The following is a 25458-nucleotide window of genomic DNA, read 5'->3' on the forward strand; positions in this document are numbered from 1 at the left end:
GCATGTGACGGGCCACCCTCGAATGACGTCCCGTCTCTGGTCAGAGCCCTGGCAGAGAGGGCCCGCCCTGGTGATCGGGCCTCAGACGCCGGCGGGGAACCGCTCCCACACGCGGTGGTTCTCCAGCAGCCGCTGGACCTCGCCGAACACGGTGGTGGCGTCCTCACCGGTGACCAGACCCGGCGCGCCCGGCGTGCAGCGGGCCTCGAGCGCCTCACGGCCGCGACCCCAGGTGCCGATGGCCTTGGCGTGCCGCCAGCACTCGTCGATCAGCAGGCCCACGCGAGGCTCCACCTCGGTCGCCGGAGCCCCGGCCTTCGGGTCCACCGACGGCTGCGAATCCGGGGCGCTGAGCGGATTGCCGGCCAGCAGCAGGGCGTCGAACTCCACCGAGCGCGCGGTGGCGAAGGTCCTGCCGACGGGCACACCGGCGACCTCGCCGCCGCGCGGCGCGATCACCACGGGCGTCATGGAGGCACCGACGATCGTCTCGTGCAGGTCGAGCAAGCTGTCGTCGGCGTCGGCGGGGTCCACGACGATGCCGATCATGCGGCCCTCGGTGGGCCACTGCCCGCCCAGCTGCGACAGCGGTGAGCTGGCGGTGACCTCGCCGTCGGCCGGGGAGGCGGGAGCGGGCTCGGTCGGCTCCGGGGCCGGCAGGCCGAGCGCCGCCGCGACCCGTGCGCACAGTTCGCTGTCGATGTTCGCCAGGCACTGCAGCTGCCGCTCGCGGATCGTCGGTTCGTAGCACTTGCCGAGCTCGAAGGAGTAGGCGTCGACGATGTGGTCCTGCTCGACGGGGCTCATGCTGCGCCAGAACAGGCGGGCCTGGCTGAAGTGGTCCTCGAAGGATGCCGACAGCTCGCGCTCCTTGACCCCTTCCGGGATCCGCACGGGCACGTCCTCCAGCGCCCCCTCGGCGTGACCGGCGATGAACGGACAGCCGCCGTCCAGGGAGTTCGGCTGGTACGGGGCCACTCCGGCGTGATCGCCCTGCTGCCCGTAGCCGTCCCGCAGCATGTCGTTGACCGGGGCGTGGGCGCGGTTGATCGGGAGCTGCGTGAAGTTCGGCCCGCCCAGGCGAGTCAGCTGCGTGTCGACATACGAGAACAGGCGCACCTGCAGCAGCGGATCGTCGGTGACGTCGATGCCGGGCACCAGGTGGCCGGGATGGAAGGCAACCTGCTCGGTCTCGGCGAAGTAGTTGCTGGGGTTGCGGTTCAGCGTGAGGCGTCCGATGGGCTGGACGGGGGCGAGCTCCTCGGGCACGATCTTCGTCGGATCGAGCAGGTCGATGCCCTCGAAGGTCTGCTCCTCGGTGTCCGGGAACACCTGTATGCCCAGCTCCCACTGCGGGTGCGCTCCGGATTCGATGGCGTCGGCCAGGTCCCGACGGTGGAAGTCCGGATCGGCGCCGCCGAGCAGCTGGGCCTCCTCCCAGGTCAGCGAATGCACCCCCAGCTTCGGCTTCCAGTGGAACTTCACCAGCGACGTCGCGCCTTCGGCGTTGGTGAGGCGGAAGGTGTGGATGCCGAACCCCTCCATCATCCGGTACGAGCGCGGGATGCCGCGGTCACCCATGAACCAGATCGTGTGGTGCTGCGCCTCGGTGTGCAGGGAGACGAAGTCCCAGAAGGTGTCGTGAGCGCTCTGGGCCTGCGGGATCTCCCGGTCCGGATGCGGTTTGACCGCGTGGACGACGTCGGGGAACTTGATGCCGTCCTGGATGAAGAACACCGGGATGTTGTTGGCCACCAGGTCGAACGTGCCCTCGTCGGTGTAGAACTTGGTGGCGAAGCCGCGGGTGTCGCGGGCGGTGTCCATCGAGCCGCGGGATCCGACGACGGTGGAGAACCGTGTGAAGACCTCGGTGGTCTTCCCCTTGGCGAGGAATCCGGCACGGGTGACGGACTCGGCGGTGCCGTAGCCCTCGAACACGCCGTGGGCGGCCGCGCCTCGGGCGTGGACCACTCGCTCGGGGATGCGCTCGTGGTCGAAGTGGGTGATCTTCTCGCGCAGATGATGGTCTTGCAGCAGCACGGGTCCGCGCCGGCCCGCCTTGAGCGAGTGGTCGGTGTCGCGCAGCCTCGCGCCCTGCGACGTGGTCAGGAACTCGCCCTGCTGCGCCCTCGTGGCGGGCTCCGGGCCCGGCTCGGCCCCGGTGGCGGTGCGGGGCTCGACGCCTCGCTGGTCAGGCTTCGGGGGAAGCGGCTCGACCGGTTCCGTGGGCTCCTCGAACGACGGCGGGCGGCTGCTGGGGCGGCCGGGCGGCGGGGTCGGGCTGTTCTTCGTGGGTGCCATGACATGCTCCTTCCACACGGCGGACTTCCGCACGACGGACCGGTACGTGGTGACGCCGCTCACCGTACGGCCGGGACCGGCGGCCGGGAACCCGGGGCTCCCGTGACCACCCGCCCCGCGAATGGACCGACCGGTTCGTCCGGTGATGCCGCGCAGGGCCTCCCGTACCGTGGAGCCTTAACCTGGGGCGTGCCTGCCGGGACCCCACCACCCCAGCGACCAGGGAGCGCCGCATGAACGACCCACGGGATGGACAGGACGAGGGGATCAACGTCCTGATCCTTGCCGACCCCGGCCTGTGCGCCCGCCGGGCGGAGGCCGCCCGCGAGCTGTTCGAGGAGGAGCTGACCCAGGTCTACGGGAACGCGACGGTGACGGTGCAGACCCAGTTCCTGGGCATCAGCGACCACAACACGATCGATATGGGCTCCGTCGATGCCGTGCGCGAGGACTTCGAACCGATCGACGTGGCCCTGATGCTCACCGAGATGCCGCGCCGCTCGGAGGGCCGCCCGCTGATCGCCGAGCTTCATCCGGAGAAGTCCGCGGCCACGCTGTCCTACCCCACGATCGGGCTGTTCGCCCCTCGCCAGCGCCTGGTCAACGCCTTCATGGCCTGCGTGCTGCGCCTGACGGCCGGCGGCACCGAGGAGGACCGGGACCGCGTCGCAGCGAGTTGGAACCAGTGGTCCGAGCCCTCGGAAGGTCCTCCTCGGCTGCGCTCGCGAGCTGTCACCGGAGCCGTCCGCACGGTCACGGGCATGGTGGCCACGAACGCGCCCTGGCGCGCCTTCCCGAAGCTCTCCAGCGCGCTGGCCGCCGCCTCGGGCGCCGGCGCCTTCGGCATCTTCTACAACTCCATCTGGACGATGTCCGCGGCCCTGTCGCCCGTGCGACTGCTCCTGATCGGTCTGCTCGCGATCATCCTGATGACGGGATGGCTGATCTTCCGCAACAGCCTGTGGGAGAGGCCCTCGACCAAGGACCGCACCATGGTCCTGCTCTACTACAACCTCTCCACGGTGCTGACGATCTTCCTCTGCGTGCTCGGCCTGTACCTGTCGCTGGTCGTGCTGATCCTGTGCGCGAGCCTGGTGATCATCAGCCCGGACTTCATGGCGACGATCCTTCAGGAACCGGCGAAGTTCGCCCGCTACGTCGACATCGCCTGGCTCAGCGCCGCGATGGGCGTCGTCGCCGGCGGCCTGGGCTCCGGCTTCGACGACGAGACCGATCTGGAGCAGCTCACGCACAGTCGCCGCGAGCAGTTGCGTCGCCTCTCCCGCGAGGACGAGGAGCACTGACCGGTCCCGACGGAACTGCTCAGGTTCGTGGTCCGGGACGAGGCCGAGGACTGCCGACAGCTCAGCCGAGCCCGGGATTCAGGTGTCGGAGTCCGGAACCCGGTCCAGATCCTTCACCGCCGGCCCTTCCAGCAGCCCGCCGTCGGGGGCGAAACGCGAGCCGTGCAGGGGGCAGTCCCAGGACGGCTCCGCGTCGTTCCAGCGCAGCACGCCGCCCATATGGGTGCAGACGCCGGAGACGGCGCAGGTCCGTCCCTCCACGGTGGAGACCCCCACCGGCCTGCCGCGCCACCGGCCGACGACACCCCGCCCCTCGGGCGGCGTCGCGGCCGCCCCGGTGACGTCCGCCTCGGTCGCGTCCGCCCCGGGCACATCGGCCTCGGTCACGTCGGCCCCGGGGTCGTCCGCCCCAGGCACGTCCGTGGGCTCGACGGCTCGGGCCGGTGCTGCCGGCTGCAACGGGCCCGACGGGCCCGTCGGGAGCTGAGTCAGCTCCGCGCCGACCCAGCCCTGCACGAGCTCCTTGCCCACCTGCGCGCCCATCGACGCCTCGGCGGCCAGGGCGCCGAACCCGCCGCCCGCGGACCGCAGGACCTCGAACCACACGGGGGTGCGCCCCTCGATGACCCCGGTCATGGCCAGAGCCGCCGCGGCGGCATTGGTCATCCCCCACTTGGCGTACCCGGTGGCGGCCAGGATGGTGCCGTCGCTGCCGGGCAGGGCACCGATCAGCGGCAGACCGCTCGCGGATTCGTAGTCCTGCGCCGCCCAGGTGTGGGTGCGCTGCGCCCCGGGGACCAGGCGGAGCGCCCACTCGTCCAGCTCGGCGATCCGGGCCGCGTGGGAGTCGGTGCGGCCGGTGACGTGCCCGTTGCCGCCCACCAGCAGCAATTCCTCGCCGCCGTGGGGCGCCGACCGGATGCTGCGGGTGGGGCCGTCCACGGAGATGTACATGCCCGACGGCACCTGCCTGTGCTCGGGGACCCGGTAGGCCAGGGCGTACGAGCGCTGGGGGACCATCCGCAGCGAGTGGCCGCCGCGGTCCAGGACCGGACTGCCGGTGGCCAGCACGAGACGGTCGGCGCGGACCTCCCCGCCGGTGGTGCTCAGCCTCAGCGGCCCCCGGCGGGAGGCGCCGGTCAGCCGCACCCCCTCGACGATGACGCCGCCGAGCCCGCGCAGCTCCCGCGCGAGCGCGGTGAGCACATCCATCGCGTCGAACTGCGCCTGGTCCGCGAGGGCGACCGCGCCGGCCATCGGCAGCGCCAGCTCGCTGGTCTCCTGCCATTGCAGATCCAGGCCCAGCTCCTGCGCGGTCTCCAGCTCCTCGCGCAGCTGCGCCGTGCCGGCATCGGTGCTCGCGTAGCTGTAGGCGGTGCGGCGCTGGAAGGGCACGTCGTGCTGCGCGCACAGCTCCAGGAGCCAGTTCTGCCCGTCCCGATTCGCCGCCAGGTACGCCGCGGCGGCCTCCAGCGAGGTCCGTCGGCGGATCCGGGACAGTCGGGTGCTCTGCAGCAGCGAGACCTTTCCGGTGGTGTTGCCGGTGGCGACCGCCCCGACCGTGCGGGCCTCCAGCACGATCACCCGCCGCCCGGTGCGGGCGAGGGCCACCGCCGTGGCGAGCCCGGTCAGCCCAGCGCCCGCGACGGCCACGTCGTACGAGATCCCGGCCGGCATGGCCGAGACGGGGACGCGCGAGGGGTCGTGGGTGTCCAGCCAGAGTGAGGTCATGGCGTCTGCTCTCCATCGGTCGCTGATGGGTCGGGATCGGAGCGGGTCCGGGCTGATCGGGGCGGATCGGAGGCTGATCGGAGCGCCCGACGGCGGAACCGACCCGCTGGGCCCACTGTAGGGAGTGAGTGCGTGGCGCGGCCCGACACAGCGGGGATGGACCGACTGGTCGCGCCCCGCCGCGGGCATCACTGTCCTGCCCCGTACGGCACCCCCGCAGGGGCAGCCCACGAGGCGGCCGGCCCGCGCAGTTCGTCGCTCCCGGGCGCCCGGAGAGTACGGAGAAGTCGTCGGCTGATCAGGGAGAACGGTGCTCTTCTCGGACGGACCGGCCGGAGTGGGCGTCGGGCAGCGACCGGCGGATCCCGACGTCTCGTCGGTCATCGCGGGCCCCCTACCACCGCGGATACCGGGCCTGCGCGAGCCGTCTCTCCGGGGCGGCAGACCGCTCGCCGACTTGTCGCACTGCAGAAGCACTTCTACTGTCAGCCGAGAAGCGCTGCCGGGCCGAGCCTCTCCGACTCCGTGCCTCGACCTCAGTGCCTCGGCGCGGGCGAAGCGGGAGGTCACAGCGCTGCCGGAGATCATCTCGCCGGCGCCGCCGCCGGGTCCGTGGGAACGACTTCTTCGAGAGGACGTGACATGACGACAGCCGACCGCACCGCAGTGCCGGTCCCGGCTCCTGCCGCCTCCGGCCCGCCGCGACGCAGACGCCGCCGCTTCACCCGGGAGGCCCTGGCCGGCTACGCGTTCATCTCTCCGTGGATCATCGGGTTCCTCATCTTCACCGTGATCTCGATGAGCTACAGCGCGTTCCTCTCGATGACCGACTACGACCTGGCCACCAACGAGGCTCCGTGGGTGGGAGGCGCCAACTACGCCCAGCTCATCGACGACCCCAAGGTGCTGCAGTCACTGGGCAACACCTTCACCTTCGCGCTGATGTCGGTGCCGCTGGAGACGGCGTTCGCGCTCATGCTGGCGCTGCTGCTGATGTCGATCCCTCGCGGGCAGGGCTTCTTCCGGGTCCTGTACTACCTGCCGAAGATGACTCCTGCCGTCGCGACGGCGGCGGTGTTCCTGCTGCTGCTGAACGGCAACCGCGGAGCCGTCAACCAGTTCCTGGCGATCTTCAACATCCCCGGGCCTCAGTGGCTGATCGATCCCGACTGGATCATCCCCTCGATCGTGCTGATGTCCGCCTGGGCGGTGGCCGGGTCGATGATCATCTACATGGCGGCGCTGCAGGGGGTCCCGACGGATCTCTACGAGGCGGCGGCGCTGGATGGCGCGGGGCCTGTCCGCCGGTTCTGGAAGATCACGATCCCGCTGATCTCACCGACCACGTTCTTCCTCGTCGTCACGAACACCATCACCTCGCTGCAGGTGTTCGATCAGGCGTATCTGCTGTTCTATCGCGACACCAGCAGCTCGGCGCCGTCGGCCTCCCTCTTCTACGGCATCCACCTCTATCAGCAGGCGTTCCAGCAGTTCAACTTCGGGCTCGCCGCCGCCATGGCCTGGGTGCTCTTCGTGATCATCATGATCATCACCCTGATCCAGATCCGGGTCTCCAAGCGCCTCGTCCACTACCAGGGGGAGTAACCGATGACCACCGCGAAGTCCGTCACCGCCGCTCCGATCCCCGGGACCGACGCGGCGCCGGCGCCCGTTCGGGGCCGCGCACGTCCCCGCGCGCCCCGTCCCGAGGTCGCACTGGAGGGGGCCGTCACCGGTCATGCCGACGGTCCGCGCCGTGTGCTGCGCCGCGTGGTCGTCTTCCTGCGCTGGGCGCTGACCCTCGCCATCGGGGCCCTGTTCCTCTACCCGCTGCTGTGGCTGCTCTCGGCCAGCCTGAAGCCTCGCGGGGAGGTCTTCGACAACCGGCTGATCCCGCACACCTGGTCCCCGGAGAACTACACCGAGGTCTGGTCGCAGCTGCCTCTGGCCAGCTGGTTCATGAACTCCGTGTTCATCGCCGTGGCCGGGGCGACGCTGATGACGGTCTCGAGCTCGATGGTCGCCTTCGGCTTCGCCTACTTCCGGTTCCCCGGTCGCAACGTGCTGTTCGGCCTGGTCCTGGCGACGATGATGCTTCCCGGTGCCGTGACCCTGGTGCCCAACTACCTGATCTGGAAGCACCTCGGGTTCCTGGGCACCTCGGTGCCGCTGTGGGGCGGCGCGCTGTTCGGATCGGCGTTCTACATCTTCCTGATGCGCCAGTTCTACCGAGGGATCTCCCGCGAGCTGTTCGAGGCGGCCAGGGTCGATGGCTGCACCTTCTTCGGGCTCTTCCGGCGCATCGCCTTCCCGCTCGCCCTGCCCTCGGCGGTGATCGTGTGGCTGTTCGAGTTCCAGGCCTCGTGGAACAACTTCCAGGGGGCGCTGATCTATCTCAACTTCGGCTCCCCGGAGGACTACACCGTCCCGCTGGGCATCAACTACGCCATGACCCTGTTCTCGCCCACCGCCGGGGGCCACGGCGACTACCAGTACGTCATGGTCGCCTCCGTGGTGGTGACCCTGCCGATGCTGATCCTGTTCGCCGTCGGCCAGCGGTACTTCGTGGGCGGCCTGGCCGGGGTCGGCGTCAAGGGCTGACCCAGGGCTGAGCGGCGGCGGCCCCGCCCGGCCTGGGCGGGCCCGGCCTCGAACGACACCGCCGAGCGGCGCCGCCGAGCGGTGCCGCGAACGGCGGCCGCTCACCGGCTCAGGAGTTGTTCTCGTACTCCTGCTGGGCGGTCGACTGGGCGTCGGCGAGCGCCTGCTCGACGTCCTTCTCCCCGGTCATCGCGGCGGAGACGGCGTCGTTCAGGGCCTGCTGGATCTGCTGGCCCGCCGGGGACGGACCGGTCGAGCGGGGCTCGGCGAGCACGTCGTAGTAGACGCCGATGGCCTGGTCGAAGTCGGCATCACCGGACTCGGCCACGAACTGCTCGCGGATCTGCTGATCGGCCTCCGGAGACCCCGTGAACACACCGGTGTTGATGCCGCCGGCCTCCTCGACCGCGGCCTCACGGGCCTCACCGGCCTTGAGCCAGGCGTCCGTCGAGGTGACCGCGAGGGCCCAGGCCAGGGCCGCATCCGGGTTGGCGGCGCCGGTGGGCACCGCGAAGGCGGAACCGCCGGCGAAGGCGATGGTGGTGCCGTCGGTGCCCAGGATCGGCACGGCGTGCAGCTCGACCGCGTCGGCGAAATCGGTGAGGACGTTGAGGTACCACTGGGCCCAGGACTGGGAGACCACCTGGTCGCTCACGTACTGGTTCTGCTCGCCGAACACGTCCATGGAGTTCTTCAGCGAGGTGACCTCCTCGTATCCTCCCTGGAGGTCGAGGATCTCCTTGATCCAGGTGAGGGCCTCGATGTTCTCGGCGCTGTCGAGGGTGGGGGCGCCGTCCTCGCCGATGCTGCCGCCGCCGAACACCTGCAGCCACATCTCGGTGGAGCCGGGGATGTCGCCGTCGAACCCGAGGGTCACAGGGGCAGAGCCCTCGAGGGCGGTGGCCTTCTCCACGGTCTTGAGGAACGCGTCGGGGTCCGAGGTGTCGAAGTCCTCGGGAGAGACGCCGGCGGCCTCGGCCGCGCGCGCGTTGACCAGGATCGCGCTGGGCTGGAAGAACTGCGGGATCGCGTACCTGGCGTCCTCGTAGGTGACGTCGTGGACGGCGGGCTCGTAGTACTGCTGCACGGGATCCACGCTGTGCGCCTCGAAGCCCTGGTCGAGAGGCAGGATGAGTCCCTGGGCGGCGAAGGTCGCCACCACCGCCCGGTCGAGCTGGATGAGGTCGGGCACCTGCCCGGATGCTGCCTGCGCGGTGAACTTCTGGGGGTCGAAGTTCGTGGTGTCCATGTCGATCTGGAGATCGGGGAGCTGCTCGGCCGCGTAGTCGGCGCGGGACTGGCCGACCTCGTCCGAGGGGTTGAAGCCCATCGTGGACAGGGCACCGGTCGCCTCGGTCGAGAACTCGTGGTCCTGCTCGCCGCCGCCCCCGCCGGACGTCTCGCCGCCGCCGCTGCACGCGGCGAGCCCGAGAACGCCGGTGGCCGCGCCCGCCTGGAGTACTCCTCGTCTGGTCAGCATGGTGCTCTCCTCCCGGGCGCGCGGTGCGCGCCTCTCGCGACGACGGGGCATCGCCCCTGGTCGGAGAATAGAGCCGCGCTCATCCAGCGGCAATGAACCCGTCCGAACGGTCCGGAGGGGCCCACCGGCCTGCTCGGGCCGGCCGGTCGCATCGCCGCGTCGGCCCCGTGTCGGACCGGTCCCGTCCTCCCGTTACGCGGGCCCGACCCGCCGGGCGTGCTCGACGGCGGAGCGGACCCCGCGGTCCCAGACGTCCCCGTGGCCGGGCAGGACCGTGCGCGCGCCCGTGGCCTCCAGGGCGGCCAGCGACTCGAGTGCCTGGGCGCTGTCGGCCGTAGCGGCCCCGGCGACGATGCGCGGGCCCGTGCTTGCGGTGTACGGGTCCAGCGTGACCAGCGCATCGCCGGTGAGGACCACGTCGCGGTCGGGAAGGTGGAGGGCGACGTGCCCGTCCGTGTGCCCCGGGGTCGCGATCACTCGAGGGCGACCCGGCGCGTGGAGGGTGGTATCCGGAGCCAGGGGCAGGGTGTCGCTGACCCCGCGCACCAGGGCGGCACCCGCCAGCATCATCGAGACCAGCATGGGCACGGCGCGGGGGTGTCGGAGCGGGTACACGGCGCTGGGGTTCTCGTGCGCGTAGCGGTAGGGATGCGCGGCCAGCTCCGCATCCCGGGCGTGGGCGTAGATCGGCAGGCCGAGGCGCTGCACGAGCCGGCGAGCGGTGCCGACGTGGTCGAAGTGAGCGTGGGTGAGGACCAGCGCCCGGAGATCCTCGGGACGGTGCCCGAGGGTGCGGATAGCGGATCCCAGCTCGCGCCAGACACCGGGGAGCCCGGCGTCGACGAGGGTCAGGCCGTTCCCGCCCTCGATGAGATAGCAGTTGACGTGAGCGCGACGAATCAGGTGGACGCCGGTCGCCACATCAGGAACAAACATCACGACTCCCTTGCCGAGGGGACCGGGTGAGCGTTGCCGAGTGTACGAGCGGCTCGGCAGGGAGGTCACGGGCCGAGTGGTAGGGAGAGCCGGTGCCACGGCGCCCGTGGGATCCGGCGGCGACCGTCGGCCACCGGATGTTTCGGCCCGCTCAGCCGCCGCCGCCGTCGCTGGGGCCGGCGCCCTGCTGCTGCTCCTGCTCGTTCTGCTCATTGCGGCCGGCGTCGTTCCCCTGGCCCTGATCAGCCTGGTCGCCTTCACCGGCCGGGTCCTCGCCCTGCTCCGGGGTCGGCTCCTCGGACGGCTCCTCACTCGGCTCGGCGGGCTCCTCCGACGGCTCCTCGGAGGGTTCCTCCGACGGCTCGTCGGCGGGCTCCTCGGGCTCCGCCGGCGGCTGCTCACTCGGCTGCGGCTCCGGCGTGCTGCGGGAGCGCTCCTCGTTGTCCAGCTGGACCTCCTCGGGGAAGTCGAGCTTCTCCTGCCCCTCCAGCGAGCTCGACATGATGTCGCCCCAGATCGCGGTGGGGAACGTGCCGCCGGTGATGTTCCGCTCGCCGCCGAACGCCGTCAGCTGCTCCTCGGAGGTTCCGTCCTCGGAGGGCTGGAACATGCCCACCGAGGTGACCAGCTGCGGGGTGAAGCCGACGAACCACGCCGAGCGGAAGCTCTCCGAGGTGCCCGTCTTCCCGGCCACAGGGCGACCATCCATGATCCCTTGCAGGTCACGGGCGGAGCCTTCCGTCGGCGGGCCCTGCAGGGCGACGGTCGCGTTCGTGGCGACCTCCTCGTCGATCACCCGCTTCTCCTCGCTCTGATGCTCATAGCGCGAGGACCCGTCGGGCCGGGTGACGGACTGGACGATGTAGGACTCCCGGACGACGCCGCCGGAGGCGATCGTCCCGTAGACCTCGGCCATCTCCGTGACCGTCGGCGACGCCGAGCCGAGCACGTTGGAGGCCTCGGCACCCAGGCCCGGCGTCTCCTCCGGCAGCCCGAGGGCGACCGCGGTGTCCCGGGTGCGCTCGGGACCCACCTCGATGTTCGCCTCCGCGTAGGCGGTGTTGATCGAGTGCGTCGTGGCCTCGGCCAGCGAGACCCGCCCGTAGGAGTTGTCGCCGAAGTTCTTGACCGTCCAGCCGGGGAACTCCTTCGGGGAGTTGCCGTCCCAGCGGGAGTCCAGCGGGTAGCCGTCCTCGAGCGCCGAGATCAGGGTGAAGGTCTTGAAGATCGATCCGGCCTGCATGCGGGACTGGGTGGCGTCGTTGACGGACTGGGAGACGAAGTCCGGCCCCCCGTACATGCCGCGGATCGCTCCCGAGGAGGGATCCATCGTCACCGTGCCGACGCGGTTCTGCTCGGGGCGGTCCTCCGGCAGGTTCTCGATCGCCTGGACGGTGTTGTTCTGGATCGAGGGATCGATGGTGGAGACGATCTTGTACCCGCCGGTGTTGATCTCCTCCTCGGTGAAGCCCTGCTCGATCAGCTCGTTGCGGACCTGGGCCAGCAGATACCCGTTGGTGCCGCCCAGGGTGTTCTCGCTCTTGGGCTCGATGGTCTCGGGGAACTGCATCGCGTCGGCCTCGGAGGCCGTCATCTGGCCGGTGTTGACCTGCCGGGAGATGACCCGGTTCCACAGCCTCTGGGCGTCCTCGGGATTCTTGGCGGGATCGTAGGTGGAGGGGCCCGGGATCACCGCGACCAGCAGTGCGGCCTCCTCCTCGGTGAGCTCCGAGGCGTCCTTGCCGTAGTACGCCTGCGAGGCCTCCTGGATGCCGTAGGCGCCTCGCCCGAAGTAGATCGTGTTGAGGTATCTGGAGAGGATCTCGTCCTTGCTCAGCTCCTGGTCGATCTTCAGCGCCATCACCATCTCCTTCACCTTGCCGGCGTAGGAGGTGGTGGTGCCGGTGTAGTACCGCTCCACGTACTGCTGGGTGATGGTCGAACCGCCCTGCCGGGCGCCGCCGGAGAGATTGTTGACCATGGCGCGCACGATGCCGCGCGGGGAGACGCCGCGGTTCTCGTAGAAGCTGGAGTCCTCGCTGGCCACGACGGCGTCCTTGACGTTCTGCGGGATCTCCTCGGCATCGAGCTCGGTGCGGTTGACCTCGCTGAACTCGCCCATCTCGGTCTCGCCGTCGGCGAAGTAGACGCGGGTGGTCTGGGACAGCGCGAAGTCGGAGGGCTCCGGCACCTCGGTGTCGTTGTACAGCCATACGGCGAAGCCGAGGCCTGCGAGCACCATCAGCGCCATCGCGCCCACGATCATGCGCAGCGAGGGGATCCAGCGCCACGGGTTCCGCGCACCGGCCCGCGGGTAGTTCAGGAAGTTGGCCGGGACCGGCTTGCGGGGGCCTCCTCCGCCCCGGCCGCCACCGCCCGTACCGCGCGCTCCGGCTCCGGCCGCGGCGGCACTCGTGGCCGCGCCGCGACGAGCGGCCCGGGGTGCGGTGCCCGCGCTCTTGGACGGACGGGCGTGCCGGGCGGCGACCGAGGTGCGACCGCCCTCGCCGGCACCCGAGGCACCGCCGGCCCGGGAGCCGCCGCCTGCGCCCCGGGCGCTGCCGCCTGCGGCGCCGGCGCTCGCGCCTGCCGCTGCGGCCCCTGCCCCGGCGGCGCGGCCACCCGTGGCGGACGAGCTGCGGCCGGTGCGGCTGGTGCCCTTGGGCGCGGGAGTCTTCGGCGCCGGCTTCGCCGGGGTCGCGCGACGGACTCCAGCGGCACGACGGGCACCACCGCTCGTCGGCTTCTTCGATCGGTTCGATCGGTCCGACGAGCCACGGGACGAGCGTCGGGATTCGCTCATGGCTGCTCCTGGTCCTTCGGGGACACGTCCTTCGGGGGCACGGACGCGTGCACGTGCCACCGGGGCACGCAGCTCCCCAGTATGCGCACGCCGCTGCGCCCGACGGAACGGCCCGGCGTCGAAGCACACAGACTATCCACGTCTCGTGCGGCGCCGCTCACACCCAGCCTGCCCGCCTGCACACGTCCCTCACGAGGAGGCCGCCCGGGACGCCGGTCCCGAGGGTGTCACTCCTGGCCGCGGGCGGCCCACCATGCCTTCAGCTCCTCGATGGCACGCTCCTCGCCGAGGGGGCCGTGCTCCATGCGCAGATCCAGCAGATGCTTGTAGGCCTCGCCGACCGCCGGGCCGGGGCTCATCCCGAGGATCTCGATGATCCGGTTGCCGTCCAGGTCGGGCCGGATCCTCCCGATCTCCTCCTGCTCGGCGAGGTGATCGATCCTCGCCTCGAGCTCGTCGTAGGCCAGCGCCAGCTGGCGCGCCTTGCGCCGGTTGCGGGTGGTGACATCGGCCCGGGTGAGGCGGTGGAGGTGCTGGAGCAGATCACCGGCGTCGGTGACGTAGCGCCGCACCGCCGAGTCGGTCCAGGGCGCGTCGGCGTACCCGTGGAAGCGCAGGTGCAGCTCCACCAGCCGGGCCACCTTCTTGGTGGTGTCCTTGTCGAACGTCAGCGCGCGCATCCGCTTCGCGGTCATCTTCGCGCCCACCGTCTCGTGGAACCGGAAGGTGACCGCACCGCCAGGTTCGAACCGGCGGGTGGCGGGCTTGCCCACGTCGTGCATCAGCGCGGCCATGCGCAGCACCAGGTCGGGTGCCTCGCAGGGCCCGCCGGAGCCCCGAGGGCTCTCGAGATCGATCGCCTGGTCCAGCACCGTCAGCGAGTGCTCGTAGACGTCCTTGTGATGGTGGTGCTCATCGATCTCCAGCCGCAGCCCGGGCAGCTCGGGGAGGACATGGTCGGCCAGGCCCAGCTCCACCATCAGCTCGAGGCCACCGCGGGGATGCGCACCGAGCATCAGCTTGACCAGCTCCTCGCGCACGCGTTCGGCCGAGACGATGGACAGACGCTCCGCGAGCGCCTCGATCGCGTCGGCCGTGGAGTCCTCGATGCGGAATCCGAGCTGGGAGACGAAGCGGACCGCGCGCAGCATGCGCAGCGGGTCGTCGGTGAAGGACTGCTCGGGGCCGACGGGGGTGCGCAGCACCGTGCGGGCGAGGTCGCCGAGCCCGTCGAAGGGATCGACCAGCTCCAGCGAGGGGATGCGCACCGCCATCGCGTTGACCGTGAAGTCGCGGCGGGAGAGGTCCCCGGCCAGGGTGTCCCCGAAGGCAACCTGCGGCTTGCGGCTGGCCGGGTCGTAGGACTCGGTGCGGTAGGTGGTGATCTCCACCTTCACGCCCCCGCGGGCACCGCCCAGGGTGCCGAACTCCCGGCCCATGTCCCACACCGCACCGTCATGGGTCCAGCCGCGCAGGATCGCCTCGGTCTCCTCGGGCCGCGCCGAGGTCGTGAAGTCCAGATCGGCACTGGAGCGGCCCAGCACCGCGTCCCGCACCGGCCCGCCGACGAGGGCGAGCTCGAAGCCGGCCGCCTCGAACCGGCGGCCGAGGTCGTGGATCTCCTCGGGCAGCGCGCGGAACATCGAGGCGGACCGGGTGCGCGCGACGTCGAGCCGCTCAGCGGTCTCAGCGGTCTCAGCGGCATCGCCATCGGCGGGGTCCGGCTCGACGGGGTCGACGGGGTTGGTCACTGCTCGTCCTGTCATGGGGTCGGGAAGCGGGTCGACGCGATGTAGAGGTCTCGTGCACCCGCAGCCCCTCTACGGTAGCGGCCGCTTACAGTGTCACCATGCCGTCGTCCCCGCCACTCGTGCGCCCGATTCTCGCGGCGCTGCTGGCGGTCCTGCTGCTCACGTCATCAGCGCTGGTGAGCGGACCGGCGACGCTGCTTCCGGCGGCCGACGCCGCTGGTCCCGCGGGCACCGGCCCCTCTCCCGAGGCGCCACCGGACCCTCCCGGCGACTCGCCGGTGAGCATGGATCTCGTCTCCCTGGATCCCACGTCGCTCGCTCCGGGCGGGATGGTCCAGGCGGAGGTCGAGGTGACGAACACCTCGTCGCAGCCGCTGAGCGACGTCGAGCTCGAGCTGCGCACCCGCACCTCCCGGGTCACCGACCGCGCGATGGTGGCCGACTGGCAGGCCGACTCCTCACCGGATACCACCGGCCCCGCGCTGACGACCTCGCCGGAGGTGCCCCAGCTGGACCCGGGCGAGTCCGCGACCCTGTCCATCGAGGCCACCGCCGAGGAGCTCGCCTACTCCGAGGAGCCCTACTTCTGGGGCACGCGCCGCATCTCGCTGACCGTCGTCGCCGACGAGGAGCCGCTGGCGGCGATCCGCTCCTTCGTCGTGTGGCGGCCCGCCGGCACCGAGGACTCCATCACCCAGTCCGTGCTGCTGCCGGTGGCCGCCCTCGACGCCTCCGCCCCGGTCACCGCTCCTGAGGCGCATGCGCAGTCGGCGGAGTCCGGCCGCCTGGCCTCGCTGGAGCAGCTCGCGCTGCGCGAGGACGTCGACTGGTGGCTGGACCCGGCACTGCTGGATCCGCCGCAGCTGCCCGTCGAGTCCGAGGAGGGCACACCCGCCCCCGACGACGCAGAGGACGAGGAGGAGGCCCCGGAGTCGCCACGGGAGTACGAGGCCCCGGCGCCCGCTTCCGAGATGGCCGACGCGCTGGGCCAGGGCGTGGGCGACCGCACCGTGCTGGGCATGCCCTACGCGCGCGCCGACCTGGTCAGCCTGCGCGAGGCGGGAGCCGACGGCGTGCGCAGTGCCGCCGAGGAGAGCGCCCGCAGCACGTGGGAGGAGGCGGACATCGCGCCCCGCGCCTCGGCGATGCGCCTGGAGGGGCCGAACACAGACGCCGCCGGCCTGCAGCGCCTGGCCGACGCGGGCGCCACCACCGCGATCGTGCCGTCGACCTCGCTGCGCGCGGATGCCGGCTCGAGCGTGACACCAAGCTCCGTCGGCGTCGTCGAATCCACCGCCGAAGGGGGCGCCGGTTCCGGATCGGAGCTGCCCGTGCTCGCTCCGGATCCCGTGCTGTCCTCCGAATTCTCCCAACTCACCAGCGACTCCGATACGGAGCAGACGCGCCAGCGCCTGCTCGCCGAGACGGCCACCATCGCCTCCGAGTACACCGACGCCCCTCGCCACCTCCTGATCGCTCCGGATCCCGAGGCATCGCTGGATGCCGCGGCCGCCGAAAGCGCCCTGGACGCGCTGGCCGCGGCGCCCTGGGTGGAGCCCGGACGCACCGGCGACCTGCTCGATGCTGCCGACCATCGCTCCTGGACGACCGACCCCCAGAGCGAATCGGGGGAGCCGCTGGCCCTGGGCCGGCTCAGCATGCGCGACGTCCGGCCCTCGGGCCCCGGGCAGAACGGCCGCTGGGGCCACCTGGACGAGGCCGAGTCCCCCCAGCTCCTGGACCCCGACGCGCTGGCGGACCTGGAGGGCACCTGGAACCGGCTGGATGCCCTCGGTGCCGCCATGGAGGACGACACCCCGCTGGAGGCGCCCCGGCTCGAGGTGCTGGCGGGCACGTCGGTGCGATGGCGCGGCTCACCCGAGGTGCCTGCCGAGCGCGCCCAGGACGCCGCCGCAGTCTCCGATGAGCTGCAGGAGAAGATCCAGGTGGTTCCCGCCTCGGGGTACAACCTGATCTCCGATTCCGTCGGTGTGCCCATCACCATCACCAATCAGCTCGACACCCCCATCAGGGTCCGCACGGCCGTCTCCTCGGACCGTCCGCTGGTGCGCATCGGTGAGGCGCCCGTCGTGGAGGTCCCCGCCCAGGGACAGGTCGACGCCACCGTCCCCGTCGAGGCGATCGCCAACGGCACCGTCACCCTGACCACCGTGCTGACCGCCGAGGACGGCCAGCGGTTGACCGAACCGGTCGATGTCCCGCTGACGGTGAACCCGGCGTGGGAGAACTGGACCACGTTGCTGCTGGTGATCGCCATGGGGGTGCTGATGGTCGTCGGCGTGGCCCGGGCCCGGCGCACCGGCTCCGCCACCCGGGCTCCCGCCGTGCACGGCCCCGAGGATCCCGTCGAGCTCTCCCGTACCGGCCGCTCCATGCTCGACACGACGGCGACCGAGGCGGTGGTTGCCGAGGACGACGAGGCCGAGCAGCACAGCGAGGACGAGGAGCGGGACCCGCCCGGGGACTCCGGCCCCCCGGGCGCCGCCGGCGAGCCCCGCCGGGGGCGCCGGAGCGGGCCCGCCACCCATCGCCGTCCCATGAACGACCACGAGCACCACCACGGAGAGGAGGAGACCTGATGAGCACGTCCCTCCGCGTCCAGCATGTCCCGCGCCACCGCCGAGTCGGGGCCGTCCCCTCCAGCAGCACGAAGCTGCTGCAGGCCAGTGTGCTGATGGCCTCCGGCTCGGTGGTCTCGCGCATGCTCGGCTTCGTGCGGAACTTCCTGTTCGGCACCATCTTCACCGGCTCCATGTCTGCCGTCGCCAACGCCTTCAGCGCTGCGAACGTCCTGCCCAACACCATCTGGCTGCTCGTCGGGGGCGGCACCCTGAACGCGATCCTGGTGCCGGCGATCGTGCGCGCCGTCAAGCGTCCCGATCGCGGCAGCGACTACATCTCCCGGCTGATGACGCTGGTGGCCGCCGTCGCCCTGGGGATCACGGCCATCTGCACCCTGCTGGTGCCGCTGCTGCTGACCGTCACCAGCGGCGTGCTGCCCCCGGCGACGTTCGCGCTCGCGGTGCAGCTGGGCTACTGGATGATGCCGCAGATCTTCTTCTCGGCGCTGTACGTCATGTGCGGCCAGCTGCTGAATGCGCACGACTCCTTCGGTCCGTACCAGTGGGCACCCGTGCTCAACAACCTCGTCGCCATCCTCGGCGCCGCGATGTTCCTGGGCGTGTGGGGGAAGGTCGGCTCCCCGGACGAATGGACCATGCCGATGGTCATCGCGATGGCCGCGATCAACGTCGGCGGATCCGCGGCACAGGTGCTGTTCCTGTTCTGGTACGTCAAGAAGCTCGACCTGCGGCTGCGCCCGCGCTGGGGCTTCCGCGGGCTGGGGCTGGGCAAGCTGAGCCGGATCGGGCTGTGGACGCTGGCCATGCTGGGTCTGGGTCAGCTGGGCATCTGGTCCTCGCGATGGGCCACCGGCGACGCGGTGCGGATGACGGAGCAGCTGGCGGACCAGCCGGACCTCGCGGCCCGGTACCCGGCGCTGCTGACCATGGAGTGGGCCTACCTCGCGTTCATGCTGCCGCAGGGCATCATCGCCGTCACCCTGGTCACGGCCACGTTCCCGTCGCTCTCACGGCACGCGGCCGAGGGCGAGCACGCCGGGGCGCTGGACCGCTATGCCGAGACCAACCGGCTGCTGGCGGTGCCGATGGTGCTGTGCACGGCCGTGTTCATCGCCCTGTCGGGGCCGATCATGTGGGTGATCGGCGGCGGCACCGGGGAGATCGGGGCCCGCGCCAACGGCACGGTGCTGATCGGCTACATCCTGGGCCTGGTGCCGTTCGCGTCGCTCTACCTCATCAAGCGCGTCTTCTACGCCTACGAGGACGCACGCACGCCGTTCCTCACGCAGATCCCGATCACGGTGATCTCCTTGCTCTCGGTGCCGATCATCCTCACGACGGTGGACCCGAAGTGGGCGGCATTCTCCGCCGCGGCCTTCACGAGCTTCGGGAACCTGATCGCCTGGATCCTGGCCGCCTGGCAGCTGCGCCGCCACGCGCGCGCCGTGGGCACCACGCCGCCGCAGCTCGCCGTGGGCGCGAGGGTGCTGGGCAAGCTGCTCAGCGCCGCCGTGGTCAGCTGGGCGGTCGGCACGGGACTGGTCGCCCTGGCCGGGGACCTGTTCTGGGTCCACCGGGTCCTGGCAGCGGGGCTCGGCGCGATCGTCGCGGCCGTCATGACGGCCGTGTTCGTGGCCCTGGCGTGGCTGATGAACGTGGCCGAGGTGCGGATGCTCGTGGGCTACGCCCAGCGAGCGACCAATAAGCTGGCCCGCCGTGGTCCGAGAGTGAGCTCGTAGCATGGAAGGCGCTCGTGACGGGCGCACGCCCGCAGGACGAGGAGAAGGACGGTCCGTGAACACGACTGAGCAACAGGACGCGCTGCGTTCCCGGTGGACCCTGGAGGGGACGATCCCTCTGGCCGGTGTCGCCGACGGCGCCGCGTGGCATCGCGCCCGATCGGTGGCCACCGGTGAGAGCGTCACCCTGTTCATCGTGCGCGGCCCGGCCGCTCTCGAGGCCGCCGACGCCGTCCGCCGCGCCTATCTGGTCGAGGACCCGCACCTGGTTCCCGTGCGCGACATCGTGGTGCTCGAGGGCTCGGACGAGAACCCTGGCGATGCCGGCCCCGCCCGCGCCGCCGAGGGTACCGGTGGAGTCGACGGGGAGGCGCGGACCGGGGAGGGGCCGACCGGGGAGGGGCCGATGACGATCGTCGAGTACCCGCCGCCACCCGCGCCGCCGCTCGCTGCCCTGCTGGGCAAGGGGCCGCTGCACCCGGAGACGGCCCGCTCGATCATCGGCGAGGCCGCGACCGGCCTGGAGGTCGCCCGCCGCCGCGGGGTGCGCCACCAGTTCCTGGATTCCAACCGCGTGTTCGTCGACACGGCCTCGGGCGAGGTCTCGGTGCTCGGCGTGGGCGTGGAGGCGGCTGCGCACACCAACCTCGACCGCTCGCGCGAGGTCGCCTCCTTCCAGGACACCGCGGCCCTGGTCGCGCTGCTGTATCGCGCGCTCACCGGCCGCAGTCCGCAGCACGACGCCTCGGGAACCGTGCCGCGACCCTCGTCGATCGTGGACACCGAGATCCCGGCGGATCTCGACCTGCTGTGCGACCTGGTGCTGAACGAGACGGCCGACGACATCCCCGAGACCACCCGCGGGCTGATCGCCGCCCTCGAGCCGTGGCAGTCCATCCCGGTCACGCTCGAGGCGTACCCGCGCGGGAGCCGCCCGGCCGGCCCCTCGCAGCAGCACGGGGAGCCGGGCAGGACGGACGAGCGAGGCGAGCCGGACAAACCGTCCGTGACGGACGAGCGGGGCGAGCCGGTCGAGCCGTCCCACCCGGTCGAACCGTCCGAACCGGTCGAGCCGGACGAGGACACGGTCGTCCGCCCGGCCGGCCCTGGCACGGAGGCCCACTCCGCTGCCGGTCCCACCACCGCTGGAGCGCTGGCAGCGGCCGGCGCCGTCGGTGCGGCGACCTCTCAGACGACTCCGCCCGGCTCGACGCCCGGCCCCGTGCCACCGGTGGATACCGCGCGCGACCAGGCCCCGAGCGCCGCAGCATCCGCGCCGGCAGCTGAGCCTGCGGTGGCAGCGGCCCGCGGGGCCGCGCCGGGCCCTGCAGGTGCTGCGAAGCCGGAGGACACGACCAAGCCGGTGGACACAGCGGAGCCTGCGAAGACCGAGGAGACCGCTCAGACGTCGGCCGAGGCCCGAGGGCTGGTGGAGGATCTCCACCTGGACGAGAAGCGGTCCAGCAGTCCGTTCCCCGGTCAGCTCGACATCACGCCGCCGCGTCCCACCACCCCTGCCGCTCCCGAGCCGCAGGAGGCGCCGGCGGCGTCGGACCGCACGCAGCCGTCGGAGCCGTCGCACTCCGCCCACGCCCCGCAGTCCGGCTCCCCGGAGCAGTCATCGGCCCCTGCCGCAGCGGGAGCGGGCGCCGTCGCCGCCGGAGGTGTGGCCGCCGGCTCGCAATCGGTCGACCCGGGCATCCCCGCGCGCACCGCAGGCACCCAGTGGCCGCTGACTCCGGTCCACGACGCCGAAGCCGCCGATCCGCTCTCGCCGTCACAGGCTCCGGAACACAGCACGGCACCTCCCGAGCAGCCGCGTCGGACCTCGCCCGAGCATCCCGACGCGAGCGGTGTGTCCGATACGCAGACCCCGCAGCAGGATGAGGACGCAGCGGCTGACGAGGCGGCGACTCCCACCTCGGCCGGCCCGGTCCATCACACACCCAGCGCCGGGTCACCGGCACCGATGGCGGTCTCGGGACGCACCGAGTCCCTGGCGCCGGTGGTCAGCGACGGCCCCATCGTGGTGCGCGGTCGCGATCGCTCCGCCCTGGAGGATCCGCCCGAGGAGGCCACGGTGCCGTCGGGCCGCGGCACGCTGTTCCGCGACGTGGTCGGCATCGCTGTCGACGCCGACGACCCCGAAACCTACGCACTGGGCCCGACGCAGGCCGAGGAACGCTCCCGGCAGTCGCAGTGGATCCTCATCGGCGGCGTGCTGGTGGTCATCGTGGCCCTGGTGTTCGCGCTGACCACCGTCACGTCCGGGCTGCGCGAACGCATGGCCAACCCGCTGGACACCTCGCCCGTCGCCTCACCCACGGAGACCGAGACGGACGAGGCGCCGGTCGAGCCCACCCAGGACACCGAGGAACCCGAGCTGCCCGCCGCGCAGATCGGCGACATCGAGCTGTTCGCGCAGGGCACTGATCAGCCGCCGGACAACGCCGACCAGCAGGAGCGGATCACCGACGGGGACCCCGGCACCTTCTGGTCCACCAAGTACTACGCGAGCCCCGACTACGGCGGCCTGAAGGACGGCGTCGGCGTCCGGGTGAATCTGGTGGAGCAGTCGAAGCTCTCGGCGGTGACCGTCACCACCGCCCGCAACAGCGGCGGGACGCTGGAGCTGCGCGCCGTCAACGACGACGGCTCCCCGGGGGACGTCCTGGCCAGCGGCGAGTTCGCCGGAGACGGTGAGGTCCGTCTGGAGCCGGGCGAGCCCGTGGAGACGGACCAGGTCATCCTGTGGCCCAGCGACCTGCCGCCCGACAGCGAGGAGTCCGGCAAGTTCCGGGCCCGCATCGCGGAGATCCGCGTCGAATGAGACGGCTCGGGTTCCGTTCCTCGTCGCGGCGTCACCGGGGCGGGAGCGGTCCGCGCCGCACGTCGGTACTGGGCATCCCGGTCCAGCTGATCCTGGTCGCGATGGTGATCGCCGCTCTCCTGGGAGCACTGCTGGCGGCCGCTCTCGAGCAGTCCACCGCCAGTCGCACCCATTCCGGGTCCTCCGCGGTCGATGCGCCCACGGGCGCCGGGAAGAATTCGTCCGGTCTCCCCGTTATCACGGAGACAACTCTCGGCACCGAGGTCCAGAGGCTCGTCGACGCCGGCATGATCCAGCCGCCGACCAGCTTCGACGCCACCGAGTGCCTGCGGGAACAAGGAATCCAGGACTCGATCCTGATCATGGAGGAGGTGGCGTGGGGCACCGACGAGACGCACGGCTGGCTGCTCGTCCACGGTCCGATGGACCGCGAGACGCTGCGCGCCAACGGCGGCACCGTCTCGGCGACCGTCGTCCTGCCCAACTGCGGATCGGCCGACGGAGGCGACGTGGACCCGCAGCAGTCACGACTGTGGTCCGGAAGCGTGATGATCGGCTCCCTCTGACGTCACCGACGCACCTCGGTCACGACCGGCCACCGGCGTCTCGCCCTCCTCTGCTCCATACTTGATCGCGGTGCTCCCGCTGACCGACCACGACGCATCCCACGGAAGGACATCACCCATGTCGCAGCCCATCCAGGCCCTCAACATCCTCGGGGGCGCCGCCGCCTCGGCGGACACCGCACCGGCGGCCGCACCCGAGCCCACGGGTGACGAGACCATCCACGAGGTGGTCATCGTCGGTTCGGGGCCTGCCGGCTACACCGCCGCGATCTACACCGCGCGCGCCGAGATGAAGCCCATCGTCATCGCGGGCGCGCTCGACGCCGGTGGCGCCCTGATGACCACGACGGACGTCGAGAACTACCCCGGCTTCGTCGACGGCATCCAGGGCCCCGAGCTCATGACCACGATGCAGGAACAGGCTGAGCGCTTCGGTGCCGAGATCGTCTACGAGGACGCCGTCGACCTCCAGGTCGAGGGAGACGTCAAGACGGTCACCCTCGACGACGGCACCGTGTACCGGTCCCGGTCCCTGATCATCTCCACGGGCTCTGCGTACCGCGAACTCGGCGTCGACGGGGAGAAGAAGCTCTCCGGCAAGGGCGTCAGCTGGTGCGCGACCTGCGATGGGTTCTTCTTCAAGGATCAGGACATCGTGGTGATCGGTGGCGGCGACAGCGCCGTGGAGGAGGCGACGTTCCTGACCCGCTTCGGCAAGTCCGTCACCCTGGTCCATCGCCGTGATCAGCTGCGCGCCTCGAAGATCATGGCCCGCCGCGCCGAAGCCGATCCCAAACTCCAGTTCGCGTGGAACAGCGAAGTGGTCAGCATCAACGGGGGCGACAAGGTCGAGTCCGTGACGCTGCGGGACACCGTCACCGGCGAGGAGCGCACCATGGCGACCTCCGCGGTGTTCGAAGCGATCGGCCACCTTCCCCGCACGGAGCTTTTGCGCGGAAAGCTGGAACTCGACGAGCAGGGTTACATCGTGTGCGAGGGCCGTTCCACGTACACGTCCGTCCCGGGGGTGTTCGCGGCGGGGGACGTCGTGGACCACACCTACCGCCAGGCCATCACCGCGGCCGGGACCGGATGCCAGGCGGCGCTGGACGCGGAGCGGTGGTTGACCGATCGCGACGCTCTGGCCGATGCGGAGGCGAAGACGGCGGACCCGGAGGAGACCGTCGTGGTGACTGCCGAGGCGCAGCCCGCCGCTGGCTGAGGTGCCGTGATCGCCCGCACCCATGGTTCACGCACCGTCTCAGGCCGTCGTACTGGTCACGTCTGACTGGGCCGGCCCGGCGAGGCCGGCCCCGACGGTGCTGCGCGAGCTCTCACGACGCTGGGGCAGCACCGTTGCCACGCTCATCATCGACGACCCGCACGAGGACGTGCTGGATCGTCTTGAGGTCGACGTGCTCCCGACGTGGCTGGGGTTCGAGCGGGGGGAGGTTCCCGACGACGGGGTGGCCGGCACGGACGTTCACGCGACGGGTTCCGCGCTCTTGGTCGTCGAGGAACTACGCGGCCTCGGCATGACGGGAGAGGATCTCGTTCTCGCCGGGCCGTGGCGGCTGGTCCACCGCCGCCGCGGTGCGCTTCCGAAGCACGTGGTCGCCTCCGAGTTCGGCCCGCGCTCGGGGCGGGCCGACGCGTAGCTCTGGAGGGGGAGGCGCCACCGGAAGCTCTCCGCGCAGTGGCTGTCAAGTTGTCCGAGAACCACCGCAGTGGCGTGCGCGAATAGGTTGTGCACAGGGTTATCCACACGGCTGTCCACAGGCGCCGGGCGCGTGGTCCACACCGTTGTCCACAACGTGGTGTGGACAAGTCCGGGGTCTCGGTCCGTCCTCAAGGAGAGCGATCGCGGGGCTGACCTGCACAGATGGTCGCTCTAGTGATGTACTTCACTCGTTCCCGGCAGTGTTATCTCCACGCGGACCAACTGTGCTGGAACCCGCTTGGCGCACTTTTCCACATCGTTACGCACACTGTGCACGGTACTCACGTGGATCGGTCCACTGCAGAGCGCGTCAACATCGCACTACTCGGCTACCGACGGAGCCCGCAGCCGTCTACGGGCGTAACTTCCCCGTAGTTTCACGTGGTCCGGGCTCTTGGTTGGCGTGCTCTGGCGTGAGCCCAGCGCCGGGAGTTGAGAGTGCCGAGCGCGCTCGGTCCGCTTCCTTGCCACCCGCCGTCCACCTCGCGTTAACCGCCGGCCCGATTGCAATGTCAGGCACGTACTGTCGGTTCGCCGTGAAACGTCTCGCCTGGGGATGGCGCCGGTCCCGCTGGGTCGTCCTTCCTCGACACCCGCCGCCGACGATATGAGCTCCCAGGTTTCGCGTGAAACCATGCGGAGTCATGCCGACCCGGGCCATCGTGGCGGGCGGAGGCTGGTCTGAATGCGTGCCCATCTGAAAGCGTACCCACGCCCCGGTTGTACCCTCGGGCGCGCAGCCCGAGTTGCACGTGAAACGGAAATAAACGGCGGTAGGAGTCTTTGCGCGTCGGACGCCCACGCTGCACGCCAACGCGAGGACCATTCGCCGCAGCGTATTTCCCGTGAAACTAGGGCAGTTTGTTCCTGTGCGAGCCAGTTGCCGACCGAGCCCGAGGCCTGCTCTGACACATCGACGGCGCATTAGCCCGATACAACACGCACCAATCCGCGGCGATCTCCCCACCGCGCACTCCGCTCCCGCCACACATGGGCCCCTGGCGGCTTCACGTGAAACGGAGAGCCCTGCGTCCTCATGGGAGGGGCCGTCCAGCCTGGGACGCCCGCGGTTCCTCGCGCCAGTCACAGAGCG

15 protein-coding genes are annotated in these 25458 nt (G+C 71.1%); 9 read left to right on the forward strand and 6 right to left on the reverse strand.

Translation table 11 applies throughout. From position 1 onward, the window contains the following. Positions 1 to 81 precede the first annotated feature (81 nt). Complete coding sequence (locus ACFQS2_RS00780) at positions 82 to 2301, reverse strand: catalase (protein ID WP_377792373.1); 2220 nt, start codon at positions 2299 to 2301, stop codon at positions 82 to 84. A gap of 233 nt (positions 2302 to 2534) precedes the next feature. On the opposite strand from ACFQS2_RS00780, the gene ACFQS2_RS00785 reads away from it, so the two are divergent. Further along, positions 2535 to 3605, forward strand: coding sequence for a hypothetical protein (locus tag ACFQS2_RS00785; protein ID WP_377792374.1), 1071 nt, complete (start codon positions 2535 to 2537; stop codon positions 3603 to 3605). Between the two features lie 78 nt (positions 3606 to 3683). On the opposite strand, the gene ACFQS2_RS00790 is transcribed toward ACFQS2_RS00785, so the two are convergent. After that, positions 3684 to 5336, reverse strand: a complete 1653-nt coding sequence (locus tag ACFQS2_RS00790) for an FAD-dependent oxidoreductase (RefSeq protein ID WP_377792375.1) — start codon at positions 5334 to 5336, stop codon at positions 3684 to 3686. A gap of 642 nt (positions 5337 to 5978) precedes the next feature. Here ACFQS2_RS00790 and ACFQS2_RS00795 point away from each other — a divergent pair. Together ACFQS2_RS00795 and ACFQS2_RS00800 are read left to right on the forward strand one after the other, a co-directional pair. After that, the gene (locus ACFQS2_RS00795) at positions 5979 to 6941 is read left to right on the forward strand and encodes a carbohydrate ABC transporter permease (RefSeq protein ID WP_377017897.1); all 963 of its coding nucleotides are present in this window, start codon (positions 5979 to 5981) and stop codon (positions 6939 to 6941) included. A 3-nt stretch (positions 6942 to 6944) separates the two neighbouring features. Further along, positions 6945 to 7937: a carbohydrate ABC transporter permease gene (locus tag ACFQS2_RS00800; protein WP_377792376.1), complete on the forward strand. Its 993-nt coding sequence runs from the start codon at positions 6945 to 6947 to the stop codon at positions 7935 to 7937. 109 nt (positions 7938 to 8046) lie between these two features. Here the strand turns inward: ACFQS2_RS00800 and ACFQS2_RS00805 are convergent, their stop codons facing one another. The 4 genes from ACFQS2_RS00805 to ACFQS2_RS00820 form a co-directional block, all read right to left on the reverse strand. Beyond that, positions 8047 to 9417, reverse strand: coding sequence for an ABC transporter substrate-binding protein (locus tag ACFQS2_RS00805; protein WP_377792377.1), 1371 nt, complete (start codon positions 9415 to 9417; stop codon positions 8047 to 8049). Between the two features lie 192 nt (positions 9418 to 9609). Beyond that, positions 9610 to 10353, reverse strand: coding sequence for an MBL fold metallo-hydrolase (locus ACFQS2_RS00810; protein WP_377792378.1), 744 nt, complete (start codon positions 10351 to 10353; stop codon positions 9610 to 9612). A gap of 151 nt (positions 10354 to 10504) precedes the next feature. Continuing rightward, positions 10505 to 13156, reverse strand: a complete 2652-nt coding sequence (locus ACFQS2_RS00815) for a transglycosylase domain-containing protein (RefSeq protein WP_377792379.1) — start codon at positions 13154 to 13156, stop codon at positions 10505 to 10507. A gap of 227 nt (positions 13157 to 13383) precedes the next feature. Further along, positions 13384 to 14799 (reverse strand): CCA tRNA nucleotidyltransferase, encoded by a 1416-nt coding sequence (locus ACFQS2_RS00820; protein ID WP_377792620.1) that lies wholly within the window; start codon positions 14797 to 14799, stop codon positions 13384 to 13386. Positions 14800 to 15005: 206 nt separating this feature from the next. Between ACFQS2_RS00820 and ACFQS2_RS00825 the strand changes: the two genes are divergently transcribed. The 6 genes from ACFQS2_RS00825 (at position 15006) to ACFQS2_RS00850 (ending at position 24303) form a co-directional block, all read left to right on the forward strand. After that, positions 15006 to 17507: a DUF6049 family protein gene (locus ACFQS2_RS00825; protein WP_377792380.1), complete on the forward strand. Its 2502-nt coding sequence runs from the start codon at positions 15006 to 15008 to the stop codon at positions 17505 to 17507. Next, on the forward strand, positions 17507 to 19249 hold the full coding sequence (murJ, locus tag ACFQS2_RS00830) for a murein biosynthesis integral membrane protein MurJ (protein WP_377792381.1): 1743 nt from the start codon (positions 17507 to 17509) through the stop codon (positions 19247 to 19249). The genes ACFQS2_RS00825 and murJ overlap by 1 nt, the downstream gene beginning before the upstream one ends. Before the next feature lie 55 nt (positions 19250 to 19304). Continuing rightward, positions 19305 to 22079, forward strand: a complete 2775-nt coding sequence (locus ACFQS2_RS00835; RefSeq protein ID WP_377792382.1) for a hypothetical protein — start codon at positions 19305 to 19307, stop codon at positions 22077 to 22079. Next, positions 22076 to 22645, forward strand: a complete 570-nt coding sequence (locus ACFQS2_RS00840) for a hypothetical protein (RefSeq protein WP_377792383.1) — start codon at positions 22076 to 22078, stop codon at positions 22643 to 22645. Before ACFQS2_RS00835 ends, ACFQS2_RS00840 begins: the two co-directional genes overlap by 4 nt. A 118-nt stretch (positions 22646 to 22763) precedes the next feature. Continuing rightward, complete coding sequence (gene trxB / locus ACFQS2_RS00845) at positions 22764 to 23867, forward strand: thioredoxin-disulfide reductase (protein ID WP_377792384.1); 1104 nt, start codon at positions 22764 to 22766, stop codon at positions 23865 to 23867. A gap of 22 nt (positions 23868 to 23889) precedes the next feature. Beyond that, on the forward strand, positions 23890 to 24303 hold the full coding sequence (locus tag ACFQS2_RS00850; protein WP_377792385.1) for a hypothetical protein: 414 nt from the start codon (positions 23890 to 23892) through the stop codon (positions 24301 to 24303). Positions 24304 to 25458: the final 1155 nt, after the last annotated feature.

Source organism: Brachybacterium sp. GCM10030267 (assembly GCF_042666875.1).
GTDB lineage: Bacteria > Actinomycetota > Actinomycetes > Actinomycetales > Dermabacteraceae > Brachybacterium.

Excerpts from the sequence above, each read along its gene's own strand:
- ACFQS2_RS00780 (WP_377792373.1), bottom strand. The coding sequence starts at position 2,301 with ATGGCACCCACGAAGAACAGCCCGACCCCGCCGCCCGGCCGCCCCAGC.
- ACFQS2_RS00785 (WP_377792374.1), top strand. The coding sequence starts at position 2,535 with ATGAACGACCCACGGGATGGACAGGACGAGGGGATCAACGTCCTGATC.
- ACFQS2_RS00790 (WP_377792375.1), bottom strand. The coding sequence starts at position 5,336 with ATGACCTCACTCTGGCTGGACACCCACGACCCCTCGCGCGTCCCCGTC.
- ACFQS2_RS00795 (WP_377017897.1), top strand. The coding sequence starts at position 5,979 with ATGACGACAGCCGACCGCACCGCAGTGCCGGTCCCGGCTCCTGCCGCC.
- ACFQS2_RS00800 (WP_377792376.1), top strand. The coding sequence starts at position 6,945 with ATGACCACCGCGAAGTCCGTCACCGCCGCTCCGATCCCCGGGACCGAC.
- ACFQS2_RS00805 (WP_377792377.1), bottom strand. The coding sequence starts at position 9,417 with ATGCTGACCAGACGAGGAGTACTCCAGGCGGGCGCGGCCACCGGCGTT.
- ACFQS2_RS00810 (WP_377792378.1), bottom strand. The coding sequence starts at position 10,353 with ATGTTTGTTCCTGATGTGGCGACCGGCGTCCACCTGATTCGTCGCGCT.
- ACFQS2_RS00815 (WP_377792379.1), bottom strand. The coding sequence starts at position 13,156 with ATGAGCGAATCCCGACGCTCGTCCCGTGGCTCGTCGGACCGATCGAAC.
- ACFQS2_RS00820 (WP_377792620.1), bottom strand. The coding sequence starts at position 14,799 with ATGTTCCGCGCGCTGCCCGAGGAGATCCACGACCTCGGCCGCCGGTTC.
- ACFQS2_RS00825 (WP_377792380.1), top strand. The coding sequence starts at position 15,006 with ATGCCGTCGTCCCCGCCACTCGTGCGCCCGATTCTCGCGGCGCTGCTG.
- murJ (WP_377792381.1), top strand. The coding sequence starts at position 17,507 with ATGAGCACGTCCCTCCGCGTCCAGCATGTCCCGCGCCACCGCCGAGTC.
- ACFQS2_RS00840 (WP_377792383.1), top strand. The coding sequence starts at position 22,076 with ATGAGACGGCTCGGGTTCCGTTCCTCGTCGCGGCGTCACCGGGGCGGG.
- trxB (WP_377792384.1), top strand. The coding sequence starts at position 22,764 with ATGTCGCAGCCCATCCAGGCCCTCAACATCCTCGGGGGCGCCGCCGCC.
- ACFQS2_RS00850 (WP_377792385.1), top strand. The coding sequence starts at position 23,890 with ATGGTTCACGCACCGTCTCAGGCCGTCGTACTGGTCACGTCTGACTGG.